At 53.7% G+C, this 25462-nt stretch carries 18 protein-coding genes; 8 read left to right on the top strand and 10 right to left on the bottom strand.

Annotated features, from left to right (window positions below; all coding sequences use genetic code 11):
• The first annotated feature begins 19 nt into the window (after nt 1-19).
• On the top strand, nt 20-940 hold the full coding sequence (locus PQU94_RS00500) for a glycosyltransferase family 8 protein (RefSeq protein ID WP_272739531.1): 921 nt from the start codon (nt 20-22) through the stop codon (nt 938-940).
• Between the two features lie 48 nt (nt 941-988).
• Here PQU94_RS00500 and PQU94_RS00495 read toward each other — a convergent pair whose 3' ends face one another.
• The 5 genes from PQU94_RS00495 to PQU94_RS00475 all read right to left on the bottom strand — a co-directional run bounded on the left by PQU94_RS00495 (nt 989) and on the right by PQU94_RS00475 (nt 7203).
• Complete coding sequence (locus PQU94_RS00495; RefSeq protein ID WP_272739530.1) at nt 989-1897, bottom strand: glycoside hydrolase family 16 protein; 909 nt, start codon at nt 1895-1897, stop codon at nt 989-991.
• A gap of 286 nt (nt 1898-2183) precedes the next feature.
• The gene (locus PQU94_RS00490) at nt 2184-3350 is read right to left on the bottom strand and encodes a nucleotide sugar dehydrogenase (RefSeq protein WP_272739529.1); all 1167 of its coding nucleotides are present in this window, start codon (nt 3348-3350) and stop codon (nt 2184-2186) included.
• 273 nt (nt 3351-3623) lie between these two features.
• Nucleotides 3624-4442, bottom strand: a complete 819-nt coding sequence (locus tag PQU94_RS00485; protein WP_272740040.1) for a metallophosphoesterase family protein — start codon at nt 4440-4442, stop codon at nt 3624-3626.
• A gap of 234 nt (nt 4443-4676) precedes the next feature.
• Nucleotides 4677-5489, bottom strand: a complete 813-nt coding sequence (locus PQU94_RS00480; RefSeq protein WP_272739528.1) for a metallophosphoesterase family protein — start codon at nt 5487-5489, stop codon at nt 4677-4679.
• A gap of 268 nt (nt 5490-5757) precedes the next feature.
• Nucleotides 5758-7203: an oligosaccharide flippase family protein gene (locus tag PQU94_RS00475; protein ID WP_272739527.1), complete on the bottom strand. Its 1446-nt coding sequence runs from the start codon at nt 7201-7203 to the stop codon at nt 5758-5760.
• A gap of 529 nt (nt 7204-7732) precedes the next feature.
• On the opposite strand from PQU94_RS00475, the gene PQU94_RS00470 reads away from it, so the two are divergent.
• The 4 genes from PQU94_RS00470 (at nt 7733) to PQU94_RS00455 (ending at nt 12565) form a co-directional block, all read left to right on the top strand.
• The gene (locus tag PQU94_RS00470) at nt 7733-8512 is read left to right on the top strand and encodes a glycosyltransferase family 2 protein (RefSeq protein ID WP_272739526.1); all 780 of its coding nucleotides are present in this window, start codon (nt 7733-7735) and stop codon (nt 8510-8512) included.
• Nucleotides 8513-8744: 232 nt separating this feature from the next.
• Nucleotides 8745-10103 carry a hypothetical protein gene (locus tag PQU94_RS00465; protein ID WP_272739525.1) on the top strand — a complete coding sequence of 453 codons (1359 nt, stop codon included), beginning with the start codon at nt 8745-8747 and terminating at the stop codon, nt 10101-10103.
• 228 nt (nt 10104-10331) lie between these two features.
• Entirely contained in the window at nt 10332-11522 is a 1191-nt protein-coding gene (locus tag PQU94_RS00460; protein ID WP_272739524.1) for an acyltransferase family protein, read from the top strand.
• The gene (locus PQU94_RS00455) at nt 11522-12565 is read left to right on the top strand and encodes an acyltransferase family protein (RefSeq protein WP_272739523.1); all 1044 of its coding nucleotides are present in this window, start codon (nt 11522-11524) and stop codon (nt 12563-12565) included. Before PQU94_RS00460 ends, PQU94_RS00455 begins: the two co-directional genes overlap by 1 nt.
• Before the next feature lie 475 nt (nt 12566-13040).
• Here the strand turns inward: PQU94_RS00455 and PQU94_RS00450 are convergent, their stop codons facing one another.
• Nucleotides 13041-14588, bottom strand: coding sequence for a DUF1501 domain-containing protein (locus tag PQU94_RS00450; RefSeq protein ID WP_272739522.1), 1548 nt, complete (start codon nt 14586-14588; stop codon nt 13041-13043).
• A gap of 23 nt (nt 14589-14611) precedes the next feature.
• Nucleotides 14612-16342 carry a DUF1800 domain-containing protein gene (locus PQU94_RS00445; RefSeq protein WP_272739521.1) on the bottom strand — a complete coding sequence of 577 codons (1731 nt, stop codon included), beginning with the start codon at nt 16340-16342 and terminating at the stop codon, nt 14612-14614.
• Nucleotides 16343-16629: 287 nt separating this feature from the next.
• Here PQU94_RS00445 and PQU94_RS00440 point away from each other — a divergent pair, with 287 nt between their 5' ends.
• Nucleotides 16630-19953 (top strand): DEAD/DEAH box helicase, encoded by a 3324-nt coding sequence (locus tag PQU94_RS00440; RefSeq protein WP_272739520.1) that lies wholly within the window; start codon nt 16630-16632, stop codon nt 19951-19953.
• A 76-nt stretch (nt 19954-20029) separates the two neighbouring features.
• On the opposite strand, the gene PQU94_RS00435 is transcribed toward PQU94_RS00440, so the two are convergent.
• The gene (locus PQU94_RS00435) at nt 20030-20950 is read right to left on the bottom strand and encodes a HEPN domain-containing protein (RefSeq protein WP_272739519.1); all 921 of its coding nucleotides are present in this window, start codon (nt 20948-20950) and stop codon (nt 20030-20032) included.
• Nucleotides 20951-21065: 115 nt separating this feature from the next.
• Here PQU94_RS00435 and cutA point away from each other — a divergent pair, with 115 nt between their 5' ends.
• Nucleotides 21066-21401, top strand: coding sequence for a divalent-cation tolerance protein CutA (gene cutA, locus PQU94_RS00430; protein ID WP_272739518.1), 336 nt, complete (start codon nt 21066-21068; stop codon nt 21399-21401).
• A gap of 75 nt (nt 21402-21476) precedes the next feature.
• On the opposite strand, the gene PQU94_RS00425 is transcribed toward cutA, so the two are convergent.
• Nucleotides 21477-22220 carry a DUF1961 family protein gene (locus PQU94_RS00425; protein WP_272739517.1) on the bottom strand — a complete coding sequence of 248 codons (744 nt, stop codon included), beginning with the start codon at nt 22218-22220 and terminating at the stop codon, nt 21477-21479.
• Between the two features lie 40 nt (nt 22221-22260).
• A complete protein-coding gene (gene rhaI, locus PQU94_RS00420) occupies nt 22261-23577 on the bottom strand; it encodes an L-rhamnose catabolism isomerase (RefSeq protein ID WP_272739516.1) in 1317 nt (438 codons plus the stop codon).
• Between the two features lie 325 nt (nt 23578-23902).
• On the opposite strand from rhaI, the gene PQU94_RS00415 reads away from it, so the two are divergent.
• The gene (locus tag PQU94_RS00415; protein ID WP_272739515.1) at nt 23903-25420 is read left to right on the top strand and encodes an FGGY-family carbohydrate kinase; all 1518 of its coding nucleotides are present in this window, start codon (nt 23903-23905) and stop codon (nt 25418-25420) included.
• Nucleotides 25421-25462 lie beyond the last annotated feature (42 nt).

Raw genomic sequence — 25462 nt, 5'->3', positions numbered from 1 at the left:
AGCACATTTAGGAGTTGAAATGATTACAAATTGCGTTTGCTATGTCATTGACGACAATTACCTTTTCCCTACTTTAGTAAGTGCGATGCAAGCACGCGCAAACACGGACCCAGACACGACATCTGTGACAATCCTATGCGTTGCCGCGCCCTCGGATAATACCCGTTTAGGCGAGGTTTTGTGTAAAAAGCTGGGTCTGGAATTCGTTGTTGTTTCCCCTTCGGCGATAGACGACTTGCACCCAACGTACGGACGTCTTTACATCGACGCCATTCTCAATCCAGTTTACACCCGCATACTCTATATCGATGGCGATACGCAGGTGGTTGGTTCGCTCAGACCACTGCTTAACGTGCCTATCGAGTCTGGCAAAATTCTGGCTGTGCGCGACCCTACCGGAATGTTTGGCCGTCTGTCCCCATCGTGGGAGCGTAGAATTGTCGCCGAACGTGAGGGCTCGGGAATCTCTCTTCCGTTCGACGACTATTTCAATGCAGGCATTTTTGTGTGTAATCGTGAAGAGTGTGCCGAGTTGTCACGCAAGTCCATCGAGCTGTTGCAAAGCTGGAAAACCCCGCTAAAATATCGCGACCAAGACGCTGTCAATATTGCCTTCGAAAACCGCATCATTGCGATTAGTAATAAATGGAATTTCCCCGGGTTCCTGATTGGCTCACCTATGGAACGGGACGTTCAGCCTGTAATCGTCCACTTCATGTCTAACCCGCGCCCGTGGGTCTTTAGCGGGGCGCCGTGGGGTGTGAAGTGGCAAAAGCCCTATCATGATTTCTTGAATCAACACCCAGAAGCCGCGCCCCTTGCACCAAGCATGTCGGCTGTCAACACGTTGAAGTATCACGTGCGCCAGAATCTGTTCTATTTCACCGAATATAGATTGGTAGGGCGGTCGCGAGAAACCGCACCTCAACTCGTTATTTAAAGACCCGCACGCTCTCTATGGGCTTTCACGCGACCAGCAGGGGTTCCGCTATGTTGCGTTTGATGGAACGATTCTTTCATAAACGCGGATGTGATCAATATACATATAGGATGGATTAATCGTCTGATCGATTGGCCACCCACTGCCTAATGCGAGGTTGCAGAGTACCATTAAGGGATATTTGTGCTGATCAGGCGTAGGCGTTCGCCATGTCTCCTGGCCGTCAAAATACATGATTATCCAATCCGGCTCGACGCTCACACCGTAGTTATGGAAGCTTTCTGACAGCCGCATGTCGGGCACCTTGTGAATGTGTGCCTCTGCACTCGCTTTGACGCCACCTTTCGGCCAGATTATAACTGTGCTGTGGATATCCTTCGGAAACTGACCGTAATACTCAAGGACATCGATTTCTACGGCAGGATCAGGATTGTCTCGTGACATAGAACTGTTCAGCCAGAAGGCCGGCCACACGCCTGGACCCGGGGGCAATTTCGCGCGCATTTCGAAGTATCCGTATTGCTGCGCAAAACCTTTTCCATCTCGGTCGATGCTCGAAATCAGGCCCGACCGCCATTTACCTGCACTGTCCTTGCGTGCTTCGATGCGTAAATGTCCTTCGTGTGCGGTAAATGGGAAGCCCGGCACGGGGTCGGAGAAAGCTGCGTCACCAAAATCCCCCCACCACGGCGTGTGAGGATACCAGCGCGTCATAAAATTCTCGATGGAAAAGCCGGGACTGTCAAACTCTTCGCTAAAGGTCATCCTGTAATCTGCGAGCGATAGCTTATTCGGTTCAGCTGTCAAAACCTGTCGGGCGAATAAACCCGCCCCGCCAACGGCCGCACCGGCGACACCCGTGAGCATCAGGCGGCGTGACAACACGCCGCGTTTTGATTTGCCGGCCGGCGTTTTCAGACTCTGCACGGCTTTACGCTGGGAGTTTTCATCTGACACTTTATGTTCCCCTATGTCCTACGGTCGGGGCCACACCTAAAGGTGCCGTCCCCCACCCATTACCCTGAGCCAACTCATGCGATGCTAATGGTATAACCTGAACGGCACTTACGCATCGCACACGAACGCCATAAAAGTGCAAACTTAATTAACTTTGCACATTATGGGCGATTACCTCAACAGGACTGCGATCGACTCCGCTTCAGTCCGCGAGTGAGAGTGGGTTTGCGGTGGGGTAAGAGAAAAGCAGGAGCCTCTAACAGGGTGCAGGATCGCTTTGCCTCGATCAGTCTTCGCCAAATAAGTCACGACTGTAGACCTTATCGAGGACATCGGAAAGTTCTTCCGACACGCGGTTGGCGACAATTACGTCCGAAGCGCTCTTAAACTCCTCGATGTCGCGAACGATAGGCGAGTTGAAGAAGTTGTCGCCTTGAAACGCCGGTTCGAATATTATTACGTTGACGCCCTTGGCGCGGATGCGCTTCATCACGCCTTGCACGGAAGACTCGCGGAAATTATCCGAATTGGTCTTCATGGTCAGACGGTAAATACCGACCGTTTTCGGTTTGCGGCTGAGGATAGAGTCGGCGACGAAATCCTTGCGTGTGGTATTGGCGTCGACTATGGCCTTGATGATGTTCTGCGGCACCGACGAATAGTTGGCCAGCAACTGCTTGGTGTCTTTAGGCAGGCAGTAGCCACCATAGCCGAAAGAGGGGTTGTTGTAGCCCTTGCCTATACGCGGATCGAGCGACACGCCCTCAATGATCTGCTTGCTGTTGAGGCCCAACGCCTCAGCGTAGGAATCCAGCTCGTTGAAATACGCAACGCGCAGGGCGAGGTAAGTATTGGCGAACAGCTTGATTGCCTCGGCTTCGCTTGAATCGGTGTAAAGCACGTCGATATTTTTCTTTTCGGCGCCCTTTACCAACAGGTCACCAAAAACCCGCGCGCGCGCGGATTGTTCCCCAACAATTATGCGCGACGGATAGAGGTTGTCGTACAACGCCTTGCCTTCGCGCAGAAACTCCGGAGAGAAGATGATTCGGTTGGTATTGAATTTGGCATTGATCCCCGCCGTGTAGCCGACGGGGACTGTCGATTTGATGATAATGGTGGCCGTCGAATTAAGCGGCAGAATCTGACGTACCACGGCCTCAATCGAAGAGGTGTCGAACTGGTTGGTCACCGTGTCGTAATTGGTTGGCGTCGAGATGATGATATACTCGGCTTCACGAAAGGTATCTTCAGCGTCGAGCGTCGCTTTGAAGTCGAGTTTCTCCTCCTTTAGGAAGCGCTCGATTTCCGCGTCGGCAATCGGCGAGATGCCCTTGGTCAGCATTTCGACCTTGGCCGGCACTACGTCGAAGGCGACCACGGTGTTATGGCGCGCTAGCAGCATCGCGTTGGATAGGCCCACATAGCCCAGACCGGCGATAGCTATCTTCATTTCTAATACATACCTAGAAAGGAGTTGAGCCGCGGGGCGGCCAATTATTTTAGCGACAATGAAAGTACACTTTAGAACGGTACGGGCCTTGCCCTGTGCGTATTAGCGTGCGTCGTGGGACCAACAAACGAACAAAACATCGCCTTATTCGGCGCCGCCGACTGCAGCAACGCTTCAATTCTGCATATTATAATTCAAGTCAATGTACCCTTTCAATCGTTCTGTAGCCTACCAGGAAATAGCCGATTTCATCAGGCTGGCAACCTAAAAGTCTTACGGCTCGGCACGGTTGATTTCTTCCGCGCGCATAGTTTTGCTCGCCCCCTTGGAGACGGATAGAAATTTTCGCTCATTCTCAAACAATCTGACACAGGTTAGCGTGCCAGTTACGTATGCGCCTGTATCTACACCAATGCGCCAGGGGGTGTGTTGGACGACCTCACTCGCCGTGTGACCATGAACGACTACGAACTCGCAGGGTCGCTCGGCATTAAGGAATTCGTCCCGTATCCACAGAAGGTTTTCAACGGTTTGCTTATCCCAGGGAACACCGGGTTTGACGCCACCATGTACAAACAGATAGTCGCCAGCCTTAAACAGCAGCCGGGCCTGATTTAAAAAGCTCAGATGAGCAGAGGGAAAGTTGCGTGCCAGTTGACGTCGCGCTTCAAGCCAACCTTCGACGTTTTGACGTGGTGGGGTTTGAACACCGTAAGACGCCAGCGTTTCCGCGCCGCCAAACATCACCCAATTCGGCCCTTTGGCACTATCCAAAAGGAATTGCTTTAGAACCTGCTCATGATTGCCAAGGAGCGCGATCGTTTCACACCAGGTTGCCTGCTCGAGCGCGATCACGGTATCCAGTACCTCTTTCGAGGATGGGCCTCTGTCAACGTAATCTCCGAGCAGAATTAACCGTGGCCTGTCAGTGTACCCGCGGCTATCGGCGCGGATAAGTTCAATCATCTCCATTAGCAGGCTATGGCACCCGTGGACGTCACCGATTGCATAGGTCAGTTTGTCGATTGTGCTGTTGCCACGTGACACAGTGGGGTCGGTCAGAGGCGATTGGCGACGCCTTCCCACAAACATCGCCTTAAGCCACCCACCAAACACTTTTGCCGACATAACGAGACGCTTCCTGAACAAATTTAGCTGTCCACGACTAATAATACGGAATGCAGACAGAGCCGAACCCCGCTTGCGCGGCTTATCTTACCATAAAAATCTAGCGATGATGCCGGTCTTAGTCATTCAAACAAATAGGAAACACGTAAGAAGACATATAAACGCCCGTCCGATGCAAAAAATCACTCTTCGTGGAGCCTAAATGTCACCGAATGGGGGGAGGGCATCTGACTTAACCCCATCTCTAGTGGTTGCTTGCAATATTTTGCGTGATCGCCCGCATAGTCGAACGGCACTGAGGATCCCTGTCGCATAAGCGCCAGTATCAAGGCCAATGCGCCACATCTCATTCACCACTTCCTCCGAAGGCGTGTGGCCATGAACCACCGCCTGACTACAAGCGCGCTTTACTTTTAGAAACGGCTCTCTGATCCACAGGAAGGTCTCCGCAGTCTGATAAGCCCTGTCCTTATCAGGGTCGATACCGGCGTGGACAAACACGTAGTCCCCGGCATCAAAAAATAACCTCGCACCCTTCAGCACACTGTACTGACGAGGGGTAAGGACGGTACTGAGTCGCGCCCGGACAAGCTCCCACTCTTCAGGCGTTTCCGGCAACCGCGCAAGACGCACGCCAAACGATCGGACGCTTTCCAGTCCGCCATAACGAAACCATTCCGACCCAATGCAAGAGTCTTTTAGAAACTTCAACATGGTGTCTTCGTGATTGCCAAGAAGTGTTACGACTTCGCACCACTTCTGACGCTTTAGCCACCAAATGGCATCCAGCACCTTTGCAGAGTCGGGGCCTCTATCGATGTAGTCGCCTAGTAACACGATGCGCGGGCGCTCATGACGCGCGTCTGCATCCGTCTTGATGAGGCCGATCATCTTCTTGAAGAGGTCAAAACGACCGTGGATATCGCCAATCGCATAAGTCAAAGCATCGATGACTGGTCCTGTAGTCGGATCAGGCGCCGCGAAATCTATCCCTGTTCGCACAGCTTGCACGGGACCTCTCGGATTCCTAACAAATGGTAAGTACGAATCAACTTTATCATGCGCTTCCCGCGCGAAATAGGGTTTTTGAACGAAACTCGCGTCAAAACTGGATTGATTTGCGGTCGCGCATGATTGGCGTTTCGACGGTTGACCCCGTCTTCCCCGATTTATGCAAAAGCGCTTTAGACCACTTTAATTGATCAAGGGGCGTTACAAAGCGGTCTTTCCAGATTCTAACTGAATTAGCTTTGCATCACTTCGTGACGAGACGCGCGTCTCATAAGTTTCGGCCGTATTTTCTCTTAAGAAGTGTCACCACAGCCCCCACGTCGTTAAAAAACAGCCTGCGGTCAAAAAGAGCCTGGCCGCTTATGTAGACTGTGCCAAAAACAACACAGGCAACGGCAATATAGAATGCATCCACCTTATACATGAGCAGGCTTAGTACGGCCAGAAATCCAGCAACTGACATGGCAAGTGGCCAAAAAATATGCCTGAATACGGTTGTCGCACTATGGCCAATCTTACCTTGGGTTATGATAAATGAAACTAGAAACTGCGCGACGCATACGGTGGCAATTGCGATGCAGGCGGCAATCAAACCGAAGGTGCAAAAAATAATAATGGCACCCACCCGAGCCAGCGTTGCGCCAAAACTCAGAACGACGGGGAGGCGACCCATGCCGCGCGCGTAAAGGACGGCACTTGTCAGGCTGGCCATCACTGTAAACGGCGCAGTAAAGCAAAGTATGGCAAACGGCCAACCGGCCAGGACCCACTTCTCTCCAAGCAAAATAGGCAGGGCCGTCGGGGCAAGGCCCGCGGCAAGGAACGAGGTTGGCAAAAGTATGAGCGCCATCAGTCGAGTAAGTTTCAGCAGGGATGCCGCTGAAACAGCGGCTTCGCTGTGCAAAGACGTATAGTATAGGTTCGCCCACAATGAATTGCTGACGGCTTCGCTGAGAAATCGTGATGCCTGTGTGGCAAAGCCATAACTGCCTAGAGCCACGCCTCCTAAGCTGCGCGAGACAAGAGAATTTTCTAAGACACGACCAGCGAATTCGGCCAGCCTCGATCCGGTGATAGATCCACCCATCTGCAGATGGCCGGCAAGGCCATGGAGACTGAACATAAATCGCGGAAGGAAGAACTCCGTGAAATTATAGAGCACTGCTCTGAAAAAGAACACAGAGCTATACTGAATGACCATCGCCCACACGCCGAAATGAGCAAACGCAAACCAGATGCCAAGGCCAGCGCCCAATACGTTGCTGATCATGTCGATCATGGCCGGTGCGACCAGGCGTCCCTTCTGAAGGACGCGGGCCATTGGTATCACTGAAAGAGCCAGCATCGGGAAGATAACAGACAGCGCGGCGATGATCAGCGGAAGTCTGGGTTGATGCGCCGTGTAGGCCACGAGGTGTGACCCGGCAATGACCGCCAATGCCAAAAAGAAACCGATCCCTTGCAGCATCCAGAAGGCGGTTGACCAGACGGCTTTGTTTTCCGATTTTTCTCTAGCCAAGCTGTTGGCGAGTCCCGCATCTGCCAGAGGCATGGCCAGACCGACAAGGGGTAGGGCTAAGGCATAAAGCCCCATTTCCGTAGGTCCAAGAAAGCGGGCCATTATAGGGAGCATCACGATCTGAACGACCGCTTTGACGATGTTCGCGCCCCAACTGGCTACCATGCTGGTCGCGAGACGGCGGGAGTCACTCATTACATTTCCTCAAGGCCGTGCGTGCTGCCAACAATTCGTCCTCGTACCGTTTCGGCATTAATTTCGCAACTGCAAAAGATGACCCCCAGGCGCTCGGGAGCCGATGATAATTTATTTTAACTATTGTTTAGTATGATTATTTAGGGAATAACAGCCATATTTATACGCGCACGCTCAGCTTCACGCACGAGGCTTGTCCGTTAAATCCAAATGCGGGTGGCGGGCACGCATCGCGGTTTGCTGCTTGGCAGAATGTCCAGATGAGGGCTTTGCACGAGAGCTTCAATTTAACGTAGTGTACCTGAGTTTAGACTGACATACCCTGTCTTAGCCGGGGGCGCGGCATTCATTTTTGATTGCCAGTCCTTGTCGTAGGGCTTAATGGTTTTAACCTATTGTGCGGGTGCGAAGGCCGTTGATCTGTTCGGGAGCGATGATGCATATAACGGTTGCAATAGCGACTAGTGGACGGCGAGAATTACTCTCGCTCACGCTGAAATATCTGGAGAGGCAAGTCCGAGCGCCTGACATGGTGACGATATGCCCGGCCAAAGAGACTGATTTTTTGGAAGAGGCCGCACACTATACTTTTCCCCTAACGGTCGTCAGGGGCGGTGTTGGCGCCTCGACCCAACGTAATGTTATTATTCGTCATGCCACTGATACCGATCTGATGGTCTTTTTGGATGACGATTACATCGCCGATCCGGATTTCTTATTAGAGGTCGAGCGCCTGTTCATCTCACAACCCGATATCGTAATTGCGACGGGAGATGTCATAGCCGATGGTGCCCAAGGGATCGGCATCACCTTAGACGATGCCAAACGCATGGTGGAGACTTTGCCTCCGCAACCGGAGGAAATGCTGCAAAATGTATTCAACGGGTACGGCTGCAACATGATCGTCCGCATGTCCGAAGCCCGCAGGCACGGCATTTTATTTGATGAGGCCCTACCGCTATACAGTTGGTGGGAAGATGTCGATTTCTCCCGACGTCTCGCCCCATTTGGTAGGATTGTGAAGTCTAACAGGCTGCGTGGGGTGCATATGGGGTCGAAATCCGGACGGTCACCTGGGCAGCGGTTGGGATATTCGCAAGTAGCGAACGTTGTTTATATGATGCAAAAGGGTACGGTCCCACTAGGCGTCGGTACCTTGCGCATTGCCCGAAATGTTTTCGCCAATATGACGAGACAGTTCATTCCTGAGCCGTGGGTTGACCGCAGAGGGCGATTTGTCGGTAATTTAAAGGCTATCAGAGATTGCCTGTACTCACCGGCCGACCCTCGGAAATGCCTGGAGTTGTAAAGGTCTTGGGTGAAATATGAGCTTAGAATCAATTAAGTTGCGGATTTGGCCTTCCTTCCTTTAGTCGGAAGCGGCATCAAATTTTCTGGCAGCGGCTGATGTAGATGCAAAGTCTCAAAATTAGAGTGATTAAGTAGATTCTTTGTCGTACCCGGCGTGACGGGCGTATTTGCCGCACGCATCATTAAATGGGGCTCTGTTATTGCCTATACCCTGCATAGTAGCTATTTTTTTGATCATATTCGCTTGGTTCCATCGTGGAAACTTCCAGATCTATCTGGCCTTTTCACTACTGGCATTCGGTTCTCTGGCTATCGTGCCGGCCTCAATGCTCGGGGGCACGACGATTCTCGCGTCATCCATGGCATTTCTGCTTCTGTCAATGAAATCCGTCTTGGTGCCCGGTGGCATCTATCAGGTATATATCGCTTCACGCGATCTGAGAGGCATGGGCTTCTTGGTCGTTTACACCGTATTGGCCGTGACTGGCGCATTTGTCCTGCCTCGAGCCTTCGCAGGCCAGATATCTGCTTACCCAGCTGCGGGCTTTGTCCAGCCCATACCCATCTATCCAAGCGGGTCAAATTTTAATCAAAGCATCAATTTGATTATTTCCTGTGGCGTGGCGGTTACTTTTTTTGTCCTGGCTAGAGCCGAAAACTTCGCTTACCGCTTCGCGGCGGCACTTATTTGGGCCGGCGGTGCCGTCATCATTACTGGGGTCGCTGACATGGTTTCGCCATTCACTGGCTTGGGAGGGGTGCTTGAGCAGTTTCGGACTGCGTCATATATCTTCATGACAGACAATGTAGTTCTCGGCGCGCGCCGTATCATCGGCTTGATGCCCGAGGCTTCGAGCTATGGGACGTTGGCGGCGGCCATCGGCGGTGCCCTTTTATTTTGTCGAAATGCCTTCCCCGACCGTGATAAATGGAGGGTTGCTATCCCAATAGGAGCGCTATGTCTGGTTTTGTCGGCCTTGTCGACATCTTCATCGGCTTATGGTGCCCTGGCGGTCACCGGGGCGTTGCTCGTGGCTGACGGATTTTTTAGGCTTGTCAACGGATCACCGAAGCAAAAGGCGGCGGCGTTGCGGGAATTGTGGTTCGCGTTTTGTGTCGGAATGATCTTTATCTGCGTCATCGTAGCCAATGAAGGCTTCCGCGAATTTGCTGTGAGGATGGTGGAGACGACGGTGCTAAAGAAAAGTCAGTCGACATCTTTTGCAGAGCGCAGCGCATGGACCTTCTACGGCATGGTAGCGTTTAAGGAGTCCATGGGGCTGGGCGTCGGTATTGGCAGCGTTCGGACGTCCAACTTTTTCGTCAATGTGTTGGCAAGCACTGGGGTTGTTGGCGCGGTTCTATTTGGCATTTATGTTTTCCAGGTGTTCCTGGCGAAGGTTTGGAGCAACAACCCTGTCGATTTCGAATTGACACATGGTCTTAAACTTTCGATCCTCGTGGCTTTTGTTGGGATGTATCTGGCGGGCACAAGCCCGGATTTCGGGGTCTTCTTGGGCGCAGCCTTCGGTGCGATCATGGGCATTTCGTATTTTTCGACAAAACACGCTGCCAAAGACAGCGTTTGAGAATTAAGTGCCTCCACGGTCTAAAAAAAGCACGCTCTCTTTTTGTAAAAATTCATTTGTGCGGTTTTTTTTATCGGCTGGTGTCTATGAGGCACAAATTTTGCTCTGAGCTCATTCAAAACGCATCATCTGCGGAAAACGTCAAATTTTGAGCCTTTCCGATCTTGGCATGTCCTTTCATCAGATGTTCAAATTCACGATGAGATCGGAAATGAAAGGGGGCTATCTGTGACTTCTCATACGGAATCCGCTACCAAAGTAATAAGTAGTCAGATCATTGGTCTGGATGTACTGCGCCTGGTGGCCGCAACGATAGTCGTTCTGTATCATTTTGGCTTCTGGCACTTCACAGCCGTTGACGACACGCTTATCAACCACATCGCGCCATCCGCCGCCGCGACATTTATGAGCCTGAGCCATTTCGGTTGGGTGGGCGTCGAAATCTTTTTTGTCATTTCTGGTTATGTGATTGCGTACTCCGCACACAATACAACGCCCCAACGATTTGCCTGGGGTCGAGTTCTAAGGCTTTTGCCGGGCGTATGGATTTGTGCCCCTATAGCATTCGTAGTCTACTATCTTGTCTTCGGCCGACCTTTGGATGAACTGGTCCCGTCTCTGATTCGCACCCTCACCTTATTTCCACTTTTTTCGGCTATAGACGGTGTCTACTGGACTCTGGGTATCGAAGTCTCATTCTATGTCATGATATTTATTATGCTCAGGCAGGGTTGGGGGCGTTTTATCGGTACTTTTGCCGCTGTGCTTGGTGTAATCAGCCTGCTATTTTGGCTGACCTATTTTGTGCTTACAACCGCCTTTCCAAGCGGAATTATATACGACCTGAGCAACAAGGCTGGAGGCTTCCGCCCCTTCCAACTCCTTCTTGTGCAACATGGTTGCTTCTTTGCTCTGGGGATCATGTTGAAGACCTGGAGAGATAGTGGCTTTGAAGTGCGCCAGTTGTCTCCGATGATCCTTCCAATGTTGGCGTGCTGGATGGAAATCGTTGCGCAGAATGGGATCATTGAACGCGCGTCCTTGCTTCGCTTGTCTCCGGTTCCGGCGCTCGCGTTGTGGACGGGCGCATTTGCCCTATGCGCCGCGTCGCTCTTCTTTAACGAACATTTAGTTGTGATGTTCCGTCGTCATCTCGGCTCTATTCGCCGGGTCGGCCTTATGACCTACCCTCTTTACCTCATCCACAATCCGGTAGGCTTGGCGGCAATCATCTTTGCTTTATCTTTCACCAACATATATCTCGCCCTTGCGCTTGGTATTGCTATGGCTTTTGTCGCGGCCCTAATTGTCTCGTTGGGGATCGAACCAGCTATACAAACAGCCCTGCGCAACAAAATGCCCAATTTATTCGGTGCGAACAAACCGAGTGCGCCCCAGAACGAGCGCGATAAGGAGTAATGACGATGAGTGTTAAGGGGAAATCTTCTCTAGAAAGCTTGCAAATTGGCCGCGCTTTAGCGGCGCTTGCTGTGTTGCTGCTTCACGTCGAGCTGACGCTCGCCAGACCCGTTTATCTCGGTGAAAACATCTTTCCCATCTTCGTGCCAGGATCGAGTGGCGTTCCGTTCTTCTTCGTCCTGAGTGGGTTTGTCATCTTTCTCGCCCACCACCATCAGTTGGGAGACCCGTCTAAGATACGTGGCTTTATAGTGAAGCGTGTGCGCCGGGTTTACCCTGTGTTGTGGGTCGTGCTGTTAGCTCTCATTCCGTTCACCTATTTTCTGTTCCCGCACCGCTTCGACCTGGAATCTTTACCTGCGGCGCTGTTGATTCTGCCGACCAATGACAACCCATGGCTGACTGCTGAATGGACTCTTCGTCATGAAATGCTGTTTTACGCATTGTTCATTATAGCAATATGGAAGCCGAAAATAGGTTTTCCTATCCTAATAGCGTGGGGACTGGCCTCATTATACGACGTATTTACCGATTTCAAATCAGATATACTTGCCTTCTACTTCGCCAGAATACACCTGTTGTTTTTGTTTGGTATGGGCGCTTCTTATTTGTATATCCATAAAAAAGTATCTATGCCGCGTACATCTCTTATCTCTGGTGTAGCTATATTTGCCACGACCTGGACGTTGAACTATTACAATGGCGATTGGTCGGATGACTATTTCGAGGTGTTTTACGGTCTTGGTGCGGCATTGATAATTATGGGAAGTGCACGTCTTGAGCAGCTTTACGAAGTGAAATTGCCGAAATTTCTGCTATTCTTGGGCACTGCATCATATTCAATCTATCTGGCGCATTTTCCCTTTGTTTCGGCCATGTGTAAGATTGTCTTGATTCTTGGTGACCGGATACCGTTCGGAAACGTAGGAAAGTTTATGATTGTCGCTGGAGTGGCTTTTGTCGGAAGCATCGCCTTTTACCTGTGGATCGAAAAGCCTATGATGGCCCATGTAAACAAGTGGACCGAGAGATGGGCACGATGACCACGCTCGAAGACTTCCTCCTTATTTTAAGCACTTGATTTAATCGAAGGCTTCATAACCTTTGGTTTAAATGTAAGTGCAAATTTCCCTGCACCTTTTGGTGAAGCTGGGGATGTTGGAGATGTGTCCACTAGGAAGGAAGGTGGACCCCAATTGGATCCGTTGAATATTGGATGTGGCGTTGTTGGTATTGGGGGTGACGGACGTCGCTGGTATGACCCAGTGTGGAAGGCACGGCCGGTGGCGTCACTCCTTAAGCCCGGGGTGTTGCTTTCGCGTCAGGCACTTGAACATGGGGCAAACGCGAACCTTTTGACGAAGTGGATCTGACGTGATGGGGCGGACGGCTCCCATTCCCGGCATCTAGGTGTCATACTGTGGTTGTCAAAGGTCACAACATTGGAGAACCATCCATAAATGAGGTTACTATGATCGGTCTTGATATTGCCAACCTAGGTCGATGGACAATAGCTCGTCAGATGAACCCCAGGTTGGACGAGCTGAAGTTTTTGAGGTTCGGGAAGATAGTGGAAAGATCTGAGGCGGATACGCCAAACCATGTCCCGAGCGTGGCCGCATACTGATCTACCGACGTCGTGGGGATGAAGGCTGCCCCCGTCATATAGGGATTTGAAAAGCCCGTTATGTCCATACCTACGGTCGGATAGACGCCGTACATGTCCGCGCCCTTCACGGCACCTCCCATGATCAATTGCGGGCCTGCCCACGCATGATCGGTCCCGTCGCCGTTAGTGCTGTAGGTCCGGGAAAAGTCCGACGCTGTGAAAGCTGTGACGTTCGAACGCATATCTATCCCGCCGATGTTGGCCAGAGTACTGTCAAAATAGCCGAGCGCCTGAGACACCTTTGCCAGATTGTTCGACTGGTCGCGGTTCTGATTGTCATGGCTGTCCCAGCCTCCCAGCGAGACCATGAAAACCTGGCGCTTTAAGCCAAAGGCCGGGGCTGCGGCTATCATTCGCGCAACTGTCCTCAATTGCAGGGCCAGGCTGTTCGTCTCCGTCAGACCCGTTGCCGGGTTCGTATAGGTAGGAGGGGAGGGCACGGCCGTAACAACGGCTCGCCCGAAGACCTCGTTTACGACGCTTGAAGCCCCGACGCTGCGGTTCACCACGGCGCCATAATCATTCGCAAGTGCTGAGGCGGTTACGGTATCAGAAATGATGTCTTTTAGTGCCGCAGGCGCTTGCGTTGATCCAAAAAGTGTCGAACCGAGCGTGCCAGAAACGGTGACCGCGGGTGCGGAATTGGTAGAGAGCGGATATTGAACCACGTTCTGGCCCGACAGGAAGACGGCGGTACCGGTGGCTGTGATGGCTGTGAAGATCGTATTCTGCCCATTCATGCTCATGAGCAGATCCCCCATCCGCCCGCCCCACCCGGTTCGCGCACCTTCTGTCGCGCCCGCCTGCCAGGTCGACTGCTGGTCGTTATGGGAGAACAAACTGGCGGGAAGAGGCACGCTCCTCGCATTGTACTGAGCCTTAGTCGTTGGCTGAATAAGTGTGCCAACATTGGCGAGAACAGCCAGCCGGCCCTGATCAAAAAGCGTTTTGGTCTCCGTCATGAGCGGATGCAGACCAAATGTTCTTGTCGTTGCATTTGTGTTTTGAGGGATCGGTTGCGCCGTCTTTAGCGTAATTGGCAAGACACCACCCCACTGTTCGGGCTTGCCCAGCGCGGATGTTCGGCCCGTCACGGAATTCACCTGGCCAATCGGTGTCGGCGCCGTACCCACGGGCATCAGAGCGATGGGGTCTGTGCCCTGATTGCGCGCGGAAAAATAGCGCCCCCAGGAGTCCGCGTCCGTAGGCAGGACCATGTTATTGGCGTCATTTCCGCCGAACAGGAAGATGCAGACGAGTGCCTTATAGTCCGTGGCGCTCTGGCCGGCGGCAGAGCCAGCGGCAGCCAGTTGGAGTCCAAAGGAAGTGGCGGTGGCCAGTCCGCCAAGGCCCATGCCCAAACGAAGAAAGGCGCGGCGATCAAGTTGAGAGGTCATCGAAGTATCCTTGAACGGTGCTATCAACGCTGGGCGATGTATTCAGGGGATGCCACGCTCAAGAGGGTGGCGAGTTTAACGCGATTGAGTTTAGCGGCATCCACCTGAGCCGTTGTGCCCGTCGCGGGGATGGTGACGCTGTTAACGGCTGCCACGATTTTGCTTTTCAGACCATCTGACATGCGGCCGCCGTATAAGAGTAGGTTCATGCGATCCGTAAGGGCGGTGGCATCGGTGGCTAGCGCGACTTCTTTTGTATAGTTTGACTTTACATCACCGCTATTGAAGCCGGTGTTGATCGCACTCATCATGAAGTTTATGTACGCCGCCGTTGAAACTTCATCTGTGATCTGCATTTCAGGCGCAACCTTATTACGACCGCCAATGCTTGTGTTCGGCGGGACATAACCCGGCCTAAAGAAATTGAAAACTGAGGGGGATGTGAACGGGGATTGATTGAGAGAGGTTTGTGATGAAGTTGAGCCAATCGCCCAGTTTCCGCTCGTGGACGTGGCTTCAAACGATCTTAGGAAATGGGTTAGGCGAATTACGGGTTCTCGCAGTTTCCCGTAGTCCTGATCGGCAGAAGCCGTCCTTGCCTCTGTGTCGAGGAGGATCGCCCGTATGACTGCACTCATATCGCCGCGAACACCCGATCCATTGTTGTTAAATACTGCTGCTACACGCCCCACGTAGGCTGGCGATGGATTGGACGTCACAAGACGCTGAATGAGCTGTTTTGAAATGAACGGGCCAACGTTTGGATGGTTAAACAGGGTGTCGATGGCCGTTGCGACATCCCCATCAACATTCACGGTAGTCGAAGCGGGGATGGTCGTACCGAGGAACGTCTTTTGAGAGGTTGAATGAAACGCAGGGTAGGCGATCATCGCTCGGGTATAGGAGGATGCATCGCGATTACCACCAAAGAATGTCGTGTTGGTTGGTGTCGGGTGATACCAGGAAAGACCTGTAAACACCTTTGCCAAACCCTGGATATCGGCGGTTGAATAGGTGGGTGTCGTCTTCCCAAACAGATCCGTTTTGACACTACCATCCGCGTTAAGCTCGTAAAGACCGATGGTAAAGAGCTGCATCACTTCGCGTGCGTAGTTCTCGTCCGGATTACGACCCGTCGACGTATTCTCTTTCTGGTTTGCCAGGTAGGTTAGATATTGGCCCATGGCAGGATGATAGGTGACATCCTGAAGAAGCGTTTTGAAGTTGCCAAAGGCATCCCTGCCCAGCATGTCGTAGAACGACGCGTTGGTTCGAACGTCGATATTGCCCGCCGCTAATGAGGTAACGAAGATCTCAGACAATGCGAACTTCACGCGCTGCCTTAGCTGATCTGGTGCCGTAACGGCCTGACCGTAAAATGTCTCATAAAAGTGAGTGGCGTTCAGCGAAGCATTGGGGTTGCTCGTCTTTAAAGCAACGAGACGGGCATCCATATAGTCGAGGTGGCTGCTTCCAACGGGCAGCGCCAGCTGAGCATTTATCCAATCCGAATAGCCACTAGAGGTCACTGCAGCAATATCAGCATCATTAGGCCCAAAAGTCGCCTGAGCTAGAAACCGGCTGGCTTCTGATGTCGTAGGCTTTGCAGGCGGAGCAGGCGCTGTCGATCCAGATCCTCCAGAACCACCTCCCCCACCTCCGCCGCCGCCTCCACAGGCGGACAAAAGGGCGAATGCGCAGACCCACACCATACGCGAAAGCCTGCGGTTGAGGCTTGGGGTATTTTTGACCATAGGTGTCTAACTTTTCGAGATGGGCCACAAACCAAGGTGCTTTGCGGAGCAAGCGGTTCGACCACGGGCTAGAATCGAATAAGGCGTCCAGAGGCTTCCCCCCAGCCGTCAGCGTCACCTTATTGTCTTCTTGTTAAAAAATTATATCGCGGTTCTCTATCCACGTTTGATTCTTATATTGACCCCCTTCACTGGCTTCGTCAGGCACCCGCGTTCGGCGAACAACTCCGAGGAACCAAAGATTTGTCAAAAGACACTTATTCTGAGTTCAACGTCCGGAGTCGTGAATGTCGCTAAAAAATGTGGCCTTCTCAGTTATGACGCGAGCCGTCGGACCTCAGACCTTTAAGCGCGGATTGAGCTACCGGCTTTTGGGGCACGTGATTACAACGAAGGTCCAAGGCGACTGGCTTTTGGCGCGGGTACGAGGCTCAGGGCAGGGCACCTATCAGGTTGAAGTCAACCTGCGGGGGTTTAGGGCGCAGCCCCCTGTCTTTAATTCAGAATGCACGTGCCCCGTCCACTATACCTGCAAACACGCTGTGGCGGCCGTCGTCGACTTCTTCCTATCAAAAGAGGGCGAGGCCCTCATTGAGGCGGATGTCGAGGAGGCACGCCGCATTGAGGCGGAATTGCTTCCCTTTGCTGCCAAACAGTGGATTGAAAAACTCGCAAGCCTCGATTCCCCCGATACCTACCCGGAGAATGTCAACCAGCGAGTGGTCTATCTCCTAGCGGTCCACGGCGGCAATGTCAGGACACCGGAACTGAGGGTCTCCATTAAGTCCGCGCGTTTAAACAAGTCCGGCGCGTTTTCAACTCGGCTCGAGCGGGCCAATTTTGACCGCGCGGCCAACTGGCGCCGACCCGCTTACATACTGGAATCCGACGTCAGGCTTTATGAGACGCTTAATCAGGCCACCCACAGCCATACCTACGCCTACTCAACCCTTTCGTTAAGGGTCCAAGACCTTGCCGTTTTGCAGCGGCTCGTCGATACAGGTCGCCTTTTCTGGGAGACGCCCGGCCCGGCCCTTGCCATAGGCGAGCCACGCACCGGAGGCATCGACTGGGAGCTGAGTGCCTCCGATAAGCACCTGCACCCGAGGCTTTATGTCGATCAGGCGTTGGCGTTTGACGCGGAGCCGCCGATCTATGTTGATATCGAAAATGCACTGGTTGGGCGCATTGATTTGCCGCTGAATCCGGCGCAGGCAAGGGCCTTTCTCAGCGCGCCGCCGCTCAAACCCGAACATGCAGCGCTTGTTACCAAAGCGCTTCACAAGGTGCTGCCTCAAGCCCTGACCTTGGTACCGCAACCGCCTTTAGAGCCGGTTGAAAGCGATGCCCCGCCTAAAGCGAGGTTTTATTTCACAACGACAAAACTGAAATCAAGGGGATGGAGCCCGTTTCCGTGGGCTGACAATATCCCGCTTCTGGAAATTTCATTTCAGTATGGAGAGATCATCAGGGCCTGGCGAAGCCTGAAGTTTGATCCCGCCAACACCCTTGAGATTGTAAAGGACGGGCGGTTTTTTCGTGCGAAGCGCTATCGGGAATTAGAGACGGCCCTGATAGAGGCCGTGGAAGCAACCGGTGCGGACCTCGCACCTGACCTCTATCCAGATCTCAGCGCAAGCTTTGATGCCCATTATGGCTTTATCACAGCGGATGACTGGCTGCGTTTTCTGGATTTCGATCTGCCGAAACTCAAAAAACTGGGTATCGATATCCGCTTCGATGAGGATTTTCCGTACCAGCTTGCGACGTCCCGTGGTGACCTCTCCATTGGTCTTACCGAGGGATCGGGCATTGACTGGCTTGAGCTTCATGCGGGCATCGACGTCGACGGCGAAAAGGTTGATCTGGCACCCCTGCTTGCCGACCTCATCAAAAATCCCGCCTTCCGCATCGAAGACCTGAAGGCACTCTCAGAGGGTGATGAGCCCATCTATTTCAAAAATGCGGCGGGTCGCTACTTCAGTGTCGCTGTCAGCCGGCTGTTGCCCCTTATCCTGTCGTTACACGAACTGCGTCTGGGCGCCTTCGAACTGGCAAAAGACGGGAAACTCAGACTGGCAAAGGCCGCAAGCGTTTTTCTTGATCTTGGATCAGATACGGCGCCCGCTCAAAGCGCTGTTCACGCTGCAAAAGCATCGTATCGTGCCCTGTCTGAGCCTTCGACACTTAAAGCCTTAAGCCTGCCAGACACGTTTAAGGCCAGCTTGCGACCGTACCAGGAAACGGGGGTTGCCTGGTTAAATGCCCTGCGTGAAGCGGGACTTGGGGGCATCCTGGCCGATGATATGGGCCTCGGGAAGACTATCCAGGTCCTGGCCTTTTTGACCCGTGAAAAGGCACAGGGCCGACTCACGCGGCCGGCCCTCATCATCATGCCGACGAGCCTTGTGGCCAACTGGACGGCAGAGGCAGCACGCTTTGCCCCTGACCTGTCCATTACGGTTTTACACGGCAAGGCCCGCCAGGAACGGCTTGATCAGGCCTCTCAAAGCGATGTCGTCATAACCACTTATCCCCTTGTCGTCCGAGACCACGAATGGCTGAAAACAAGGCTCTGGTATGCGGTCATCCTGGACGAGGCTCAGGCGATTAAGAACGCGAATGCAGCCACCACGCGGCATATCAGAGCACTTGAGGCGCCTCATCGTTTTTGTCTCAGTGGCACCCCCATGGAGAACCATCTCGGTGAACTCTGGTCGTTAATGGATTTCGTCAATCCGGCTTTTCTCGGTGACAACTCGCGCTTTACGCGGGAGTTTCGCACGCCCATAGAAAAAGGGCGAAACGACGAAGTGAAAAGGCTCCTCGTTCGCCGTGTCCGGCCGTTTCTTTTGCGGCGAACAAAGCTTGATGTCGCCAAAGAGTTGCCGCCGAAATCGGAAATCGTGGAGCGGATCGTGCTTACGGGTAAACAGCGCGACCTCTATGACACCGTGCGCCTCAGCCTTCACAAGCAGGTGCGAAAAGCTATTTCTGAGAGAGGCCTCGCGAAGAGCCATATAATCGTGCTCGATGCCTTGCTGAAACTCCGCCAGGTCTGCTGTGATCCGTCTTTGCTGAAGCTGGCGGGAAGCGAAGATGCGCCATCAGCAAAGCTTGAGCGCCTGATGGATATGGTGACGGAGCTCGTCGAAGAGGGGCGCCGCATTATCATCTTCTCGCAGTTTACGAGCATGCTCGACCTGATTGCAGCGCGGCTTTCAAAAGCCAGTCTGAAATTCGGCATGCTTACCGGCAAGACTCACGACCGAAAGGGAGAGGTCGACGCATTCCAGTCAGGTGACAGTCCCATCTTTCTCATCAGCCTTAAGGCCGGTGGTACTGGTCTTAATCTCACGGCTGCCGATACGGTCATCCTCTATGACCCCTGGTGGAACCCGGCGGTTGAGGCTCAGGCGATCGATCGGGCCTACCGGATCGGTCAGGACAAGCCCGTCTTCGTCTACAGACTTTGTGCGGAAGGCACGATTGAAGACAAGATGGATGATATGAAGGCCCGTAAGCGCGCGCTTTCTAACGCGCTTTTTGATGAAGCCGCCGACGTCGTTGAACTCCTCTCAGATGACGATATCGAGACCTTGTTTGCCTGAGGCGACCGCCTGAGCAATGAACACGACCTTTGATCCCGTGCCCAAGAGGCCACGGCGATTACATGAGGTCGTACCCTTACGCCCGTATCTCTACCTTCTTCTCGCAGATGGCTTTCACAACTCCTTTTAGGGTTTCGATCCGCTCTTTAAGCCAGGTGAGCTCGGCAAGGTCTATTTGGTATTCGGCCGAATACCGGGCCTCGACATAGGCGCGCTGCAGCTTTGCAAAACAGCGCCTCGCGAACCTGTCGTTCTCCGGCCAAACGGTTCGAAGCGTTTGATCGAGACCTTCGGCTTGTGACCGGAGGAAGGTCAATCGATGAGACTTTGGGCTGTAGAGAGTGAGTGTCAGTAGAACGCAGTGGTAAAGTGCCTCTGCGGATTGATGGAGAATAAACGCAGCATCATTTCCCCAGTTGGACTCCTTAGTCGCACGCTCAATTAGGTAGCTCGCATTTTCTATCCGCCGCTCGGCGCTCGATATCCATTGGTCGTAATAGCCCTTTGCTTCATCAACGATCTCTGAAGGTATCAGGTTTTTTGCCTTCGCGAGCGGATGGCCCTCGGCCTCGTAGAGCATAACGCCGTCTTTGACGATGTCGGAGAAGAAGGGACGACCGCGGGCGAGCTGATCGTTCACGTCGGCAAGGCTGTGAACGATAAAGCTCACGGGCGTCTTAAGCTCATGGGTAAGGGTGTATTCGCGGGTAAAGCGGTCATCTGCCTCACTCCAGTATTCCTGAAGATCGGTAAATTCCTGAGTGTTGACGACCACCAAAAGATCGTAGTCCGAGCGATAGCCTGACAAATGATCCTCGACCCAGTCCCCCCGCGCGTAGGATCCGAACAGGATGAGCTTGAGGATGCGGCCGCTTTTGCGCTTTTCAGACAGTTTGGTCTGCGTTGCGCCCTCAAAGCTGTCGAAGAGCACCTTCACCACGTGCTCAAGCTCGCGGCGTTTGGAATCTGGCAGGTGATCAAGGGCGTCGGGCAGCATGGTTCGTTCCAGAAGTGTTCTCTATCTATATGTGTCCCGGACTCCGGCTGCAATGGTCTTGAAGTCACATGCGTGTGCTCTTTATCAAACGCACGTAAAGGTGTAGTATGGTCCAATGACCTCACTATTCACCGTATCCATAAGTTGTGCCAACCTGGAAGAGGCCGAGCGCGTGGCGCGTCGGCTGGTTGAAGACCGCCTCGCGGCCTGTGTTCAGGTGCACCCCATCCGCTCCTTCTATATGTGGCAGGAGAAGCTCGAGGAGGCCGATGAAGTCCTGCTCGTCGCCAAGACGCTCGAAAGCAAGCTCGACGCGCTGGAAGCCTCGGTCAAGGCGCTCCATAGTTACGAGGTGCCGGAAATCGTCGCGACATGCATCGAGTTTGTAAACGCCGAATATGCTGAATGGTTTCGCAGCGTCCTCCCCGAAGACCAAATATACGAAGAGTAGGGTTACTCACCTGCATCGCAAAAGCTGGTCTTCCGGCGACTGAGAGGAACATGCACTTGCATTTTCGCCCCTCAGTCAGCGGAGGGGAGCTAGTCGTCTTACTTCCAGATCGGCATATTCCGCTATAAGTGGCGCCATCTGACGAAACCCAACGCTGCCTTTTCCGGGCCACTTGCGCTTTGATGCGCCGGTCCAGGACACCACCGGGAGATCATTGATCGTAAAGGCCACTGACGCCGCGGATTTTCGGATCCTGATACGGTAAGGCGGTCTTGCATCTTCGACATCGGGAAGGGGGTCTGCCCCTTGGGCGAGAAGCTCAAAACCGGGCGCATAGCGAAGGTTTGCGAGGTGAAAGGCACGCTCCTCTTCCCATCGGCGCCTGAAGTACGAGATCTGCAGCGCCTCAATATCGCTCTTTGTGTACTGGTCGTAGATGCCCGCCCGCGGCTTGAGGGTTGGCGATAAAACATGCTCGCCGTTGAGGCCTTGTGCGGCAAAAAAGAGGATGCACAGACCAGGCTCCCTGAGTGGCCAGAAGTTCCAGCTGATCTCAACATGGTCAGGGAAGACCTCGGGGCACCAATAAACGAAGTTCGATGCCTGCCCCTCGGACGCATCCCTGAGCGCGCTCAATTGCATCCGATTGTTGGGAAAGGCGACCTTTGCGTCTCCCTCCATCTTAAAGCGGGCGACATCTGCCTCAGAGCGCAGCGGATTTTGATAAATCACCTCTTCCGCCTCAGTGGCAAACAGGCCTGAGGGCAGGGCGCAGGCCGAAAGGCTCGTGGCAAGCCACTGGCGTCGCGAAAGGGTCATGATGGGGTCCTGTGCTCAGTTCAGACTTTGAACGGGCGGATCAGATTATTCCGCCGCCGATGGCCGGCCGGGATTTACGAACCCTGGCCTTCTGCGCGCGGTAACCGCTCGCGCGGAACGTCATCATCGGATCGATCGCGCCGCCCTTGCGAAGACGCGCCATGGCGAGCGCCGGGCGCACGTCGGTCTCATAGGCCATGCGCAGGCAATGATGCGCCATCATGACGTCATTGCTGCTCTGATACTCTCTGAGCGCCTTACGGTCGACAATCAGCGCTTTGACATAGGCGCCGGCGATGGCACGGGCCGAATTCAGGAGGCTTTCGATGGGGTCTGTCACATTGTGCGACTGGTCCATCATATAGGCCGGATTAAACTGACCCCTGGCGCGCGTCTCGGCATAGACGAGCTCATTGAAAATCAAAAAGAGCTGGAAGGGGTTTAGGGAGCCTGCGTCGAGGTCGTCGTCGCCATACTTGGAATCATTGAAGTGAAACCCGCCCAGCTTCCCAAACTGTGCAAGCCGCGCAACGATCAGTTCGATGTTCACGCTCGGTGCGTGGTGGCCGAGATCAACCAGACACTGGGCCTTGGGCCCAAGTTGCTGGGCGCAAAGGATAGACGTGCCCCAATCCTGAATGACCGTCGCGTAGAAGGCCGGCTCATAGAGCTTATGCTCGATAAACAGACGCCAGTCGTGCGGCAGGGCCGCATAGATCGCCTTCATGCTCTCAAGATAGCGATCAAGCGTGTCGGCAAATTCATTTTGACCGGCAAAATTTGATCCATCGCCAATCCACACGGTAAGGCCCTTAGCACAGAGGCGATCGCCTATCTCGATGCACTCGAGATTATGTTCAATCGCCTGCGCCCGTGTCGCCGGGTCTGAGTGGGTGAGAGAGCCGTACTTATAAGAAAGGCGCTGTCCGGGCTGATCCTGAAAAGTATTGGAATTGACCGCGTCAAAACCCATGCCGTGTGCGTGCGCGTAATCGCGAACCTCATCGATATCGTTGGCCTTGTCCCACGGAAAATGCAACGAAATGCGAGGCGTGAGGCCGCTCACCTGATGAACAGCGGCACAGTCTTCAATCTTTTCCAGAATATGGGTCGGTTCACCCGGCATAGGAAAACGCGCGAAGCGCGTACCCCCGGAGACCATGCCCCAGCTTGGTATCCCGACCTCAAGCGTCATCAGCCGGTCGACAATATGCTCGATATCTATGCCGACACGCGCAAGCCTCACCCCAAGCGCATCGTAATCGGCCTGGTGCGCCGCCATAAGCTTCGCGTTTTCCTGGTCGATGATGTCCTGCGGTATGGCAGACATAGTCTTTTTGACGGCGACATAACCCATTCGGGGTGTCCATTCCTTCAGCACGGGGACCTCCAGTTAGAGTTACCTTCTGGGCAAAGTCAACTCAACAGGCCGTGGCGCCAGAGACGGCGCGCCTGTGACAAAGCCACAACGATCGGATCATCCGCGTCCGCTGAAAGCGTCCGCCCTTGTTTTTAGTGTGCGAGACCACACTTTTCCTTTATGTTTTCAGTCTAACGGAAAATGCGGCCGGTATCAATCTTTGCCGCTTATTTTCGATCAATAATGATCGGCATCGGTTCGGTTTGGGCATGGTTTGCTTTTATCGAACCGCTCATTGTTGCGGCCGGCGGTGGGAGTGGATGTGGAGCGGACTCTGAAAGACGTGCCTCGAGGCGCAAACGACGGTGAAGCCACACCTTCGCCTCAGCGCATCCATGAGGATCGCACGCCTTCATCCCTGAGGACGCAGGCGAGCCCGAGCGGGGTTTGCGTTGTCTTTGATGTCGGCAAGACAAACGCCAAGGTCAGTGTGATCGATCAGGAGGGGCAAATCCTCAGCCGCTCTGCGTTGCGCATCCCCCATCTGCATACGCGCCTCTATGCGGCGTTCGATGTCGATGCGTTGTTCATGTGGTTTCTGAGTGAACTAAGGCGCTTATCACAGACCTATCATATCAGAAGCATCATGCCTGTCGCTCACGGTGCGGCCTGCGCCTTTCTGAGTGCAGATGAAACGCTTCTGCAACCCATTCAGGATTATGAGGCCTCGATCCCTCTGCCTTATGAACGCGCATATGAGCGCGTGCGACCGGCCTTTGAAGAGACACTGTCGCCACTTTTGCCCAATGGCTTAAACCTTGGCGCCCAAATCTTCTGGCACGCCCGTCGCGACCCAAAGTTTTTCGAGCGGGTGCGCCACATTCTGACCTATGCCCAGTACTGGACCTGGCGCCTATCGGGTGTCCTCTGTTCTGAGGTGACATCGCTCGGATGCCACACGGATCTGTGGAATCCCGCCAAAGGCACATTTTCCAGTCTCGCAGTCTCAGAAGGATGGGCGGAGCGTTTTGCCCCTCTGCGCTCGGCGTGGGAGAAGGCGGGACCCTTACGGCCAGAAATTGCTGAGGCGGCTGGCCTTCCTGCAGACTGCCAGGTCCATGTGGGGCTTCATGACTCTAACGCCGCCCTGGCGCTTGTCATCGCCCGTCACCAGCATGACGAGACGGCGGTTTTGCCCGTCATTCTGACGACCGGCACCTGGTACGTCGCCATGGCTCCGGGTATTACGCCGGCGGCGGTGTCAGAGAGCTTACGCCCTGACCGCGATTGCCTGGTGAACATTGATGTCTATGGCCGGGCGGTGCCCTGCGCCCGCTTTATGGGGGGGCGGGCGCTTGAACTTATAACCAATGGTCACGTGGACGTGCCTGTCACGCTTGAAACTGTGGCAGAGGTTATCCGATCAGGGGCCATGGCATTGCCGAGTTTCGTTGACGCCGGTGGTCCCTTCCCAGGACGGCGCGGCGAAATCGTGGGTCTTGAAACAGACACGCCCCAAACACGCGCAGCCCTTGGCCTCATCTACGTCGCCCTGATTGCGGCCACCTCACTTGATATGATCGCGCCGTCTGATCGCCCGCTTTTGATCGAAGGGCCCGCTGCCCACAATGAGGCGTTTTGTGCGCTTCTTGCGGCTATGCGCGACGGACCTGTGCTCGTCTGCGAAACCTCATCAGGTGTGACGCGAGGGGCCGGCGCCATGGCCTTTTTCACCGAGCACCAACCCCCAGTCCCCTCTTACCGCCCTGTGGAGCCGCAACGCGTCAGCGAGATCAGAGCCTATCGCGGGGCGTGGCTAAAGGCGATGGAAAACGACTGATTTTGTCGCACGGGCATACCCAAAAAAGGTGCTTCCCAGTAT

The sequence above is a fragment of the Asticcacaulis currens genome (assembly GCF_028550395.1).
Taxonomy (GTDB): Bacteria; Pseudomonadota; Alphaproteobacteria; order Caulobacterales; family Caulobacteraceae; genus Asticcacaulis; species Asticcacaulis currens.
This window is presented reverse-complemented; position numbering and strand designations above follow the sequence as displayed.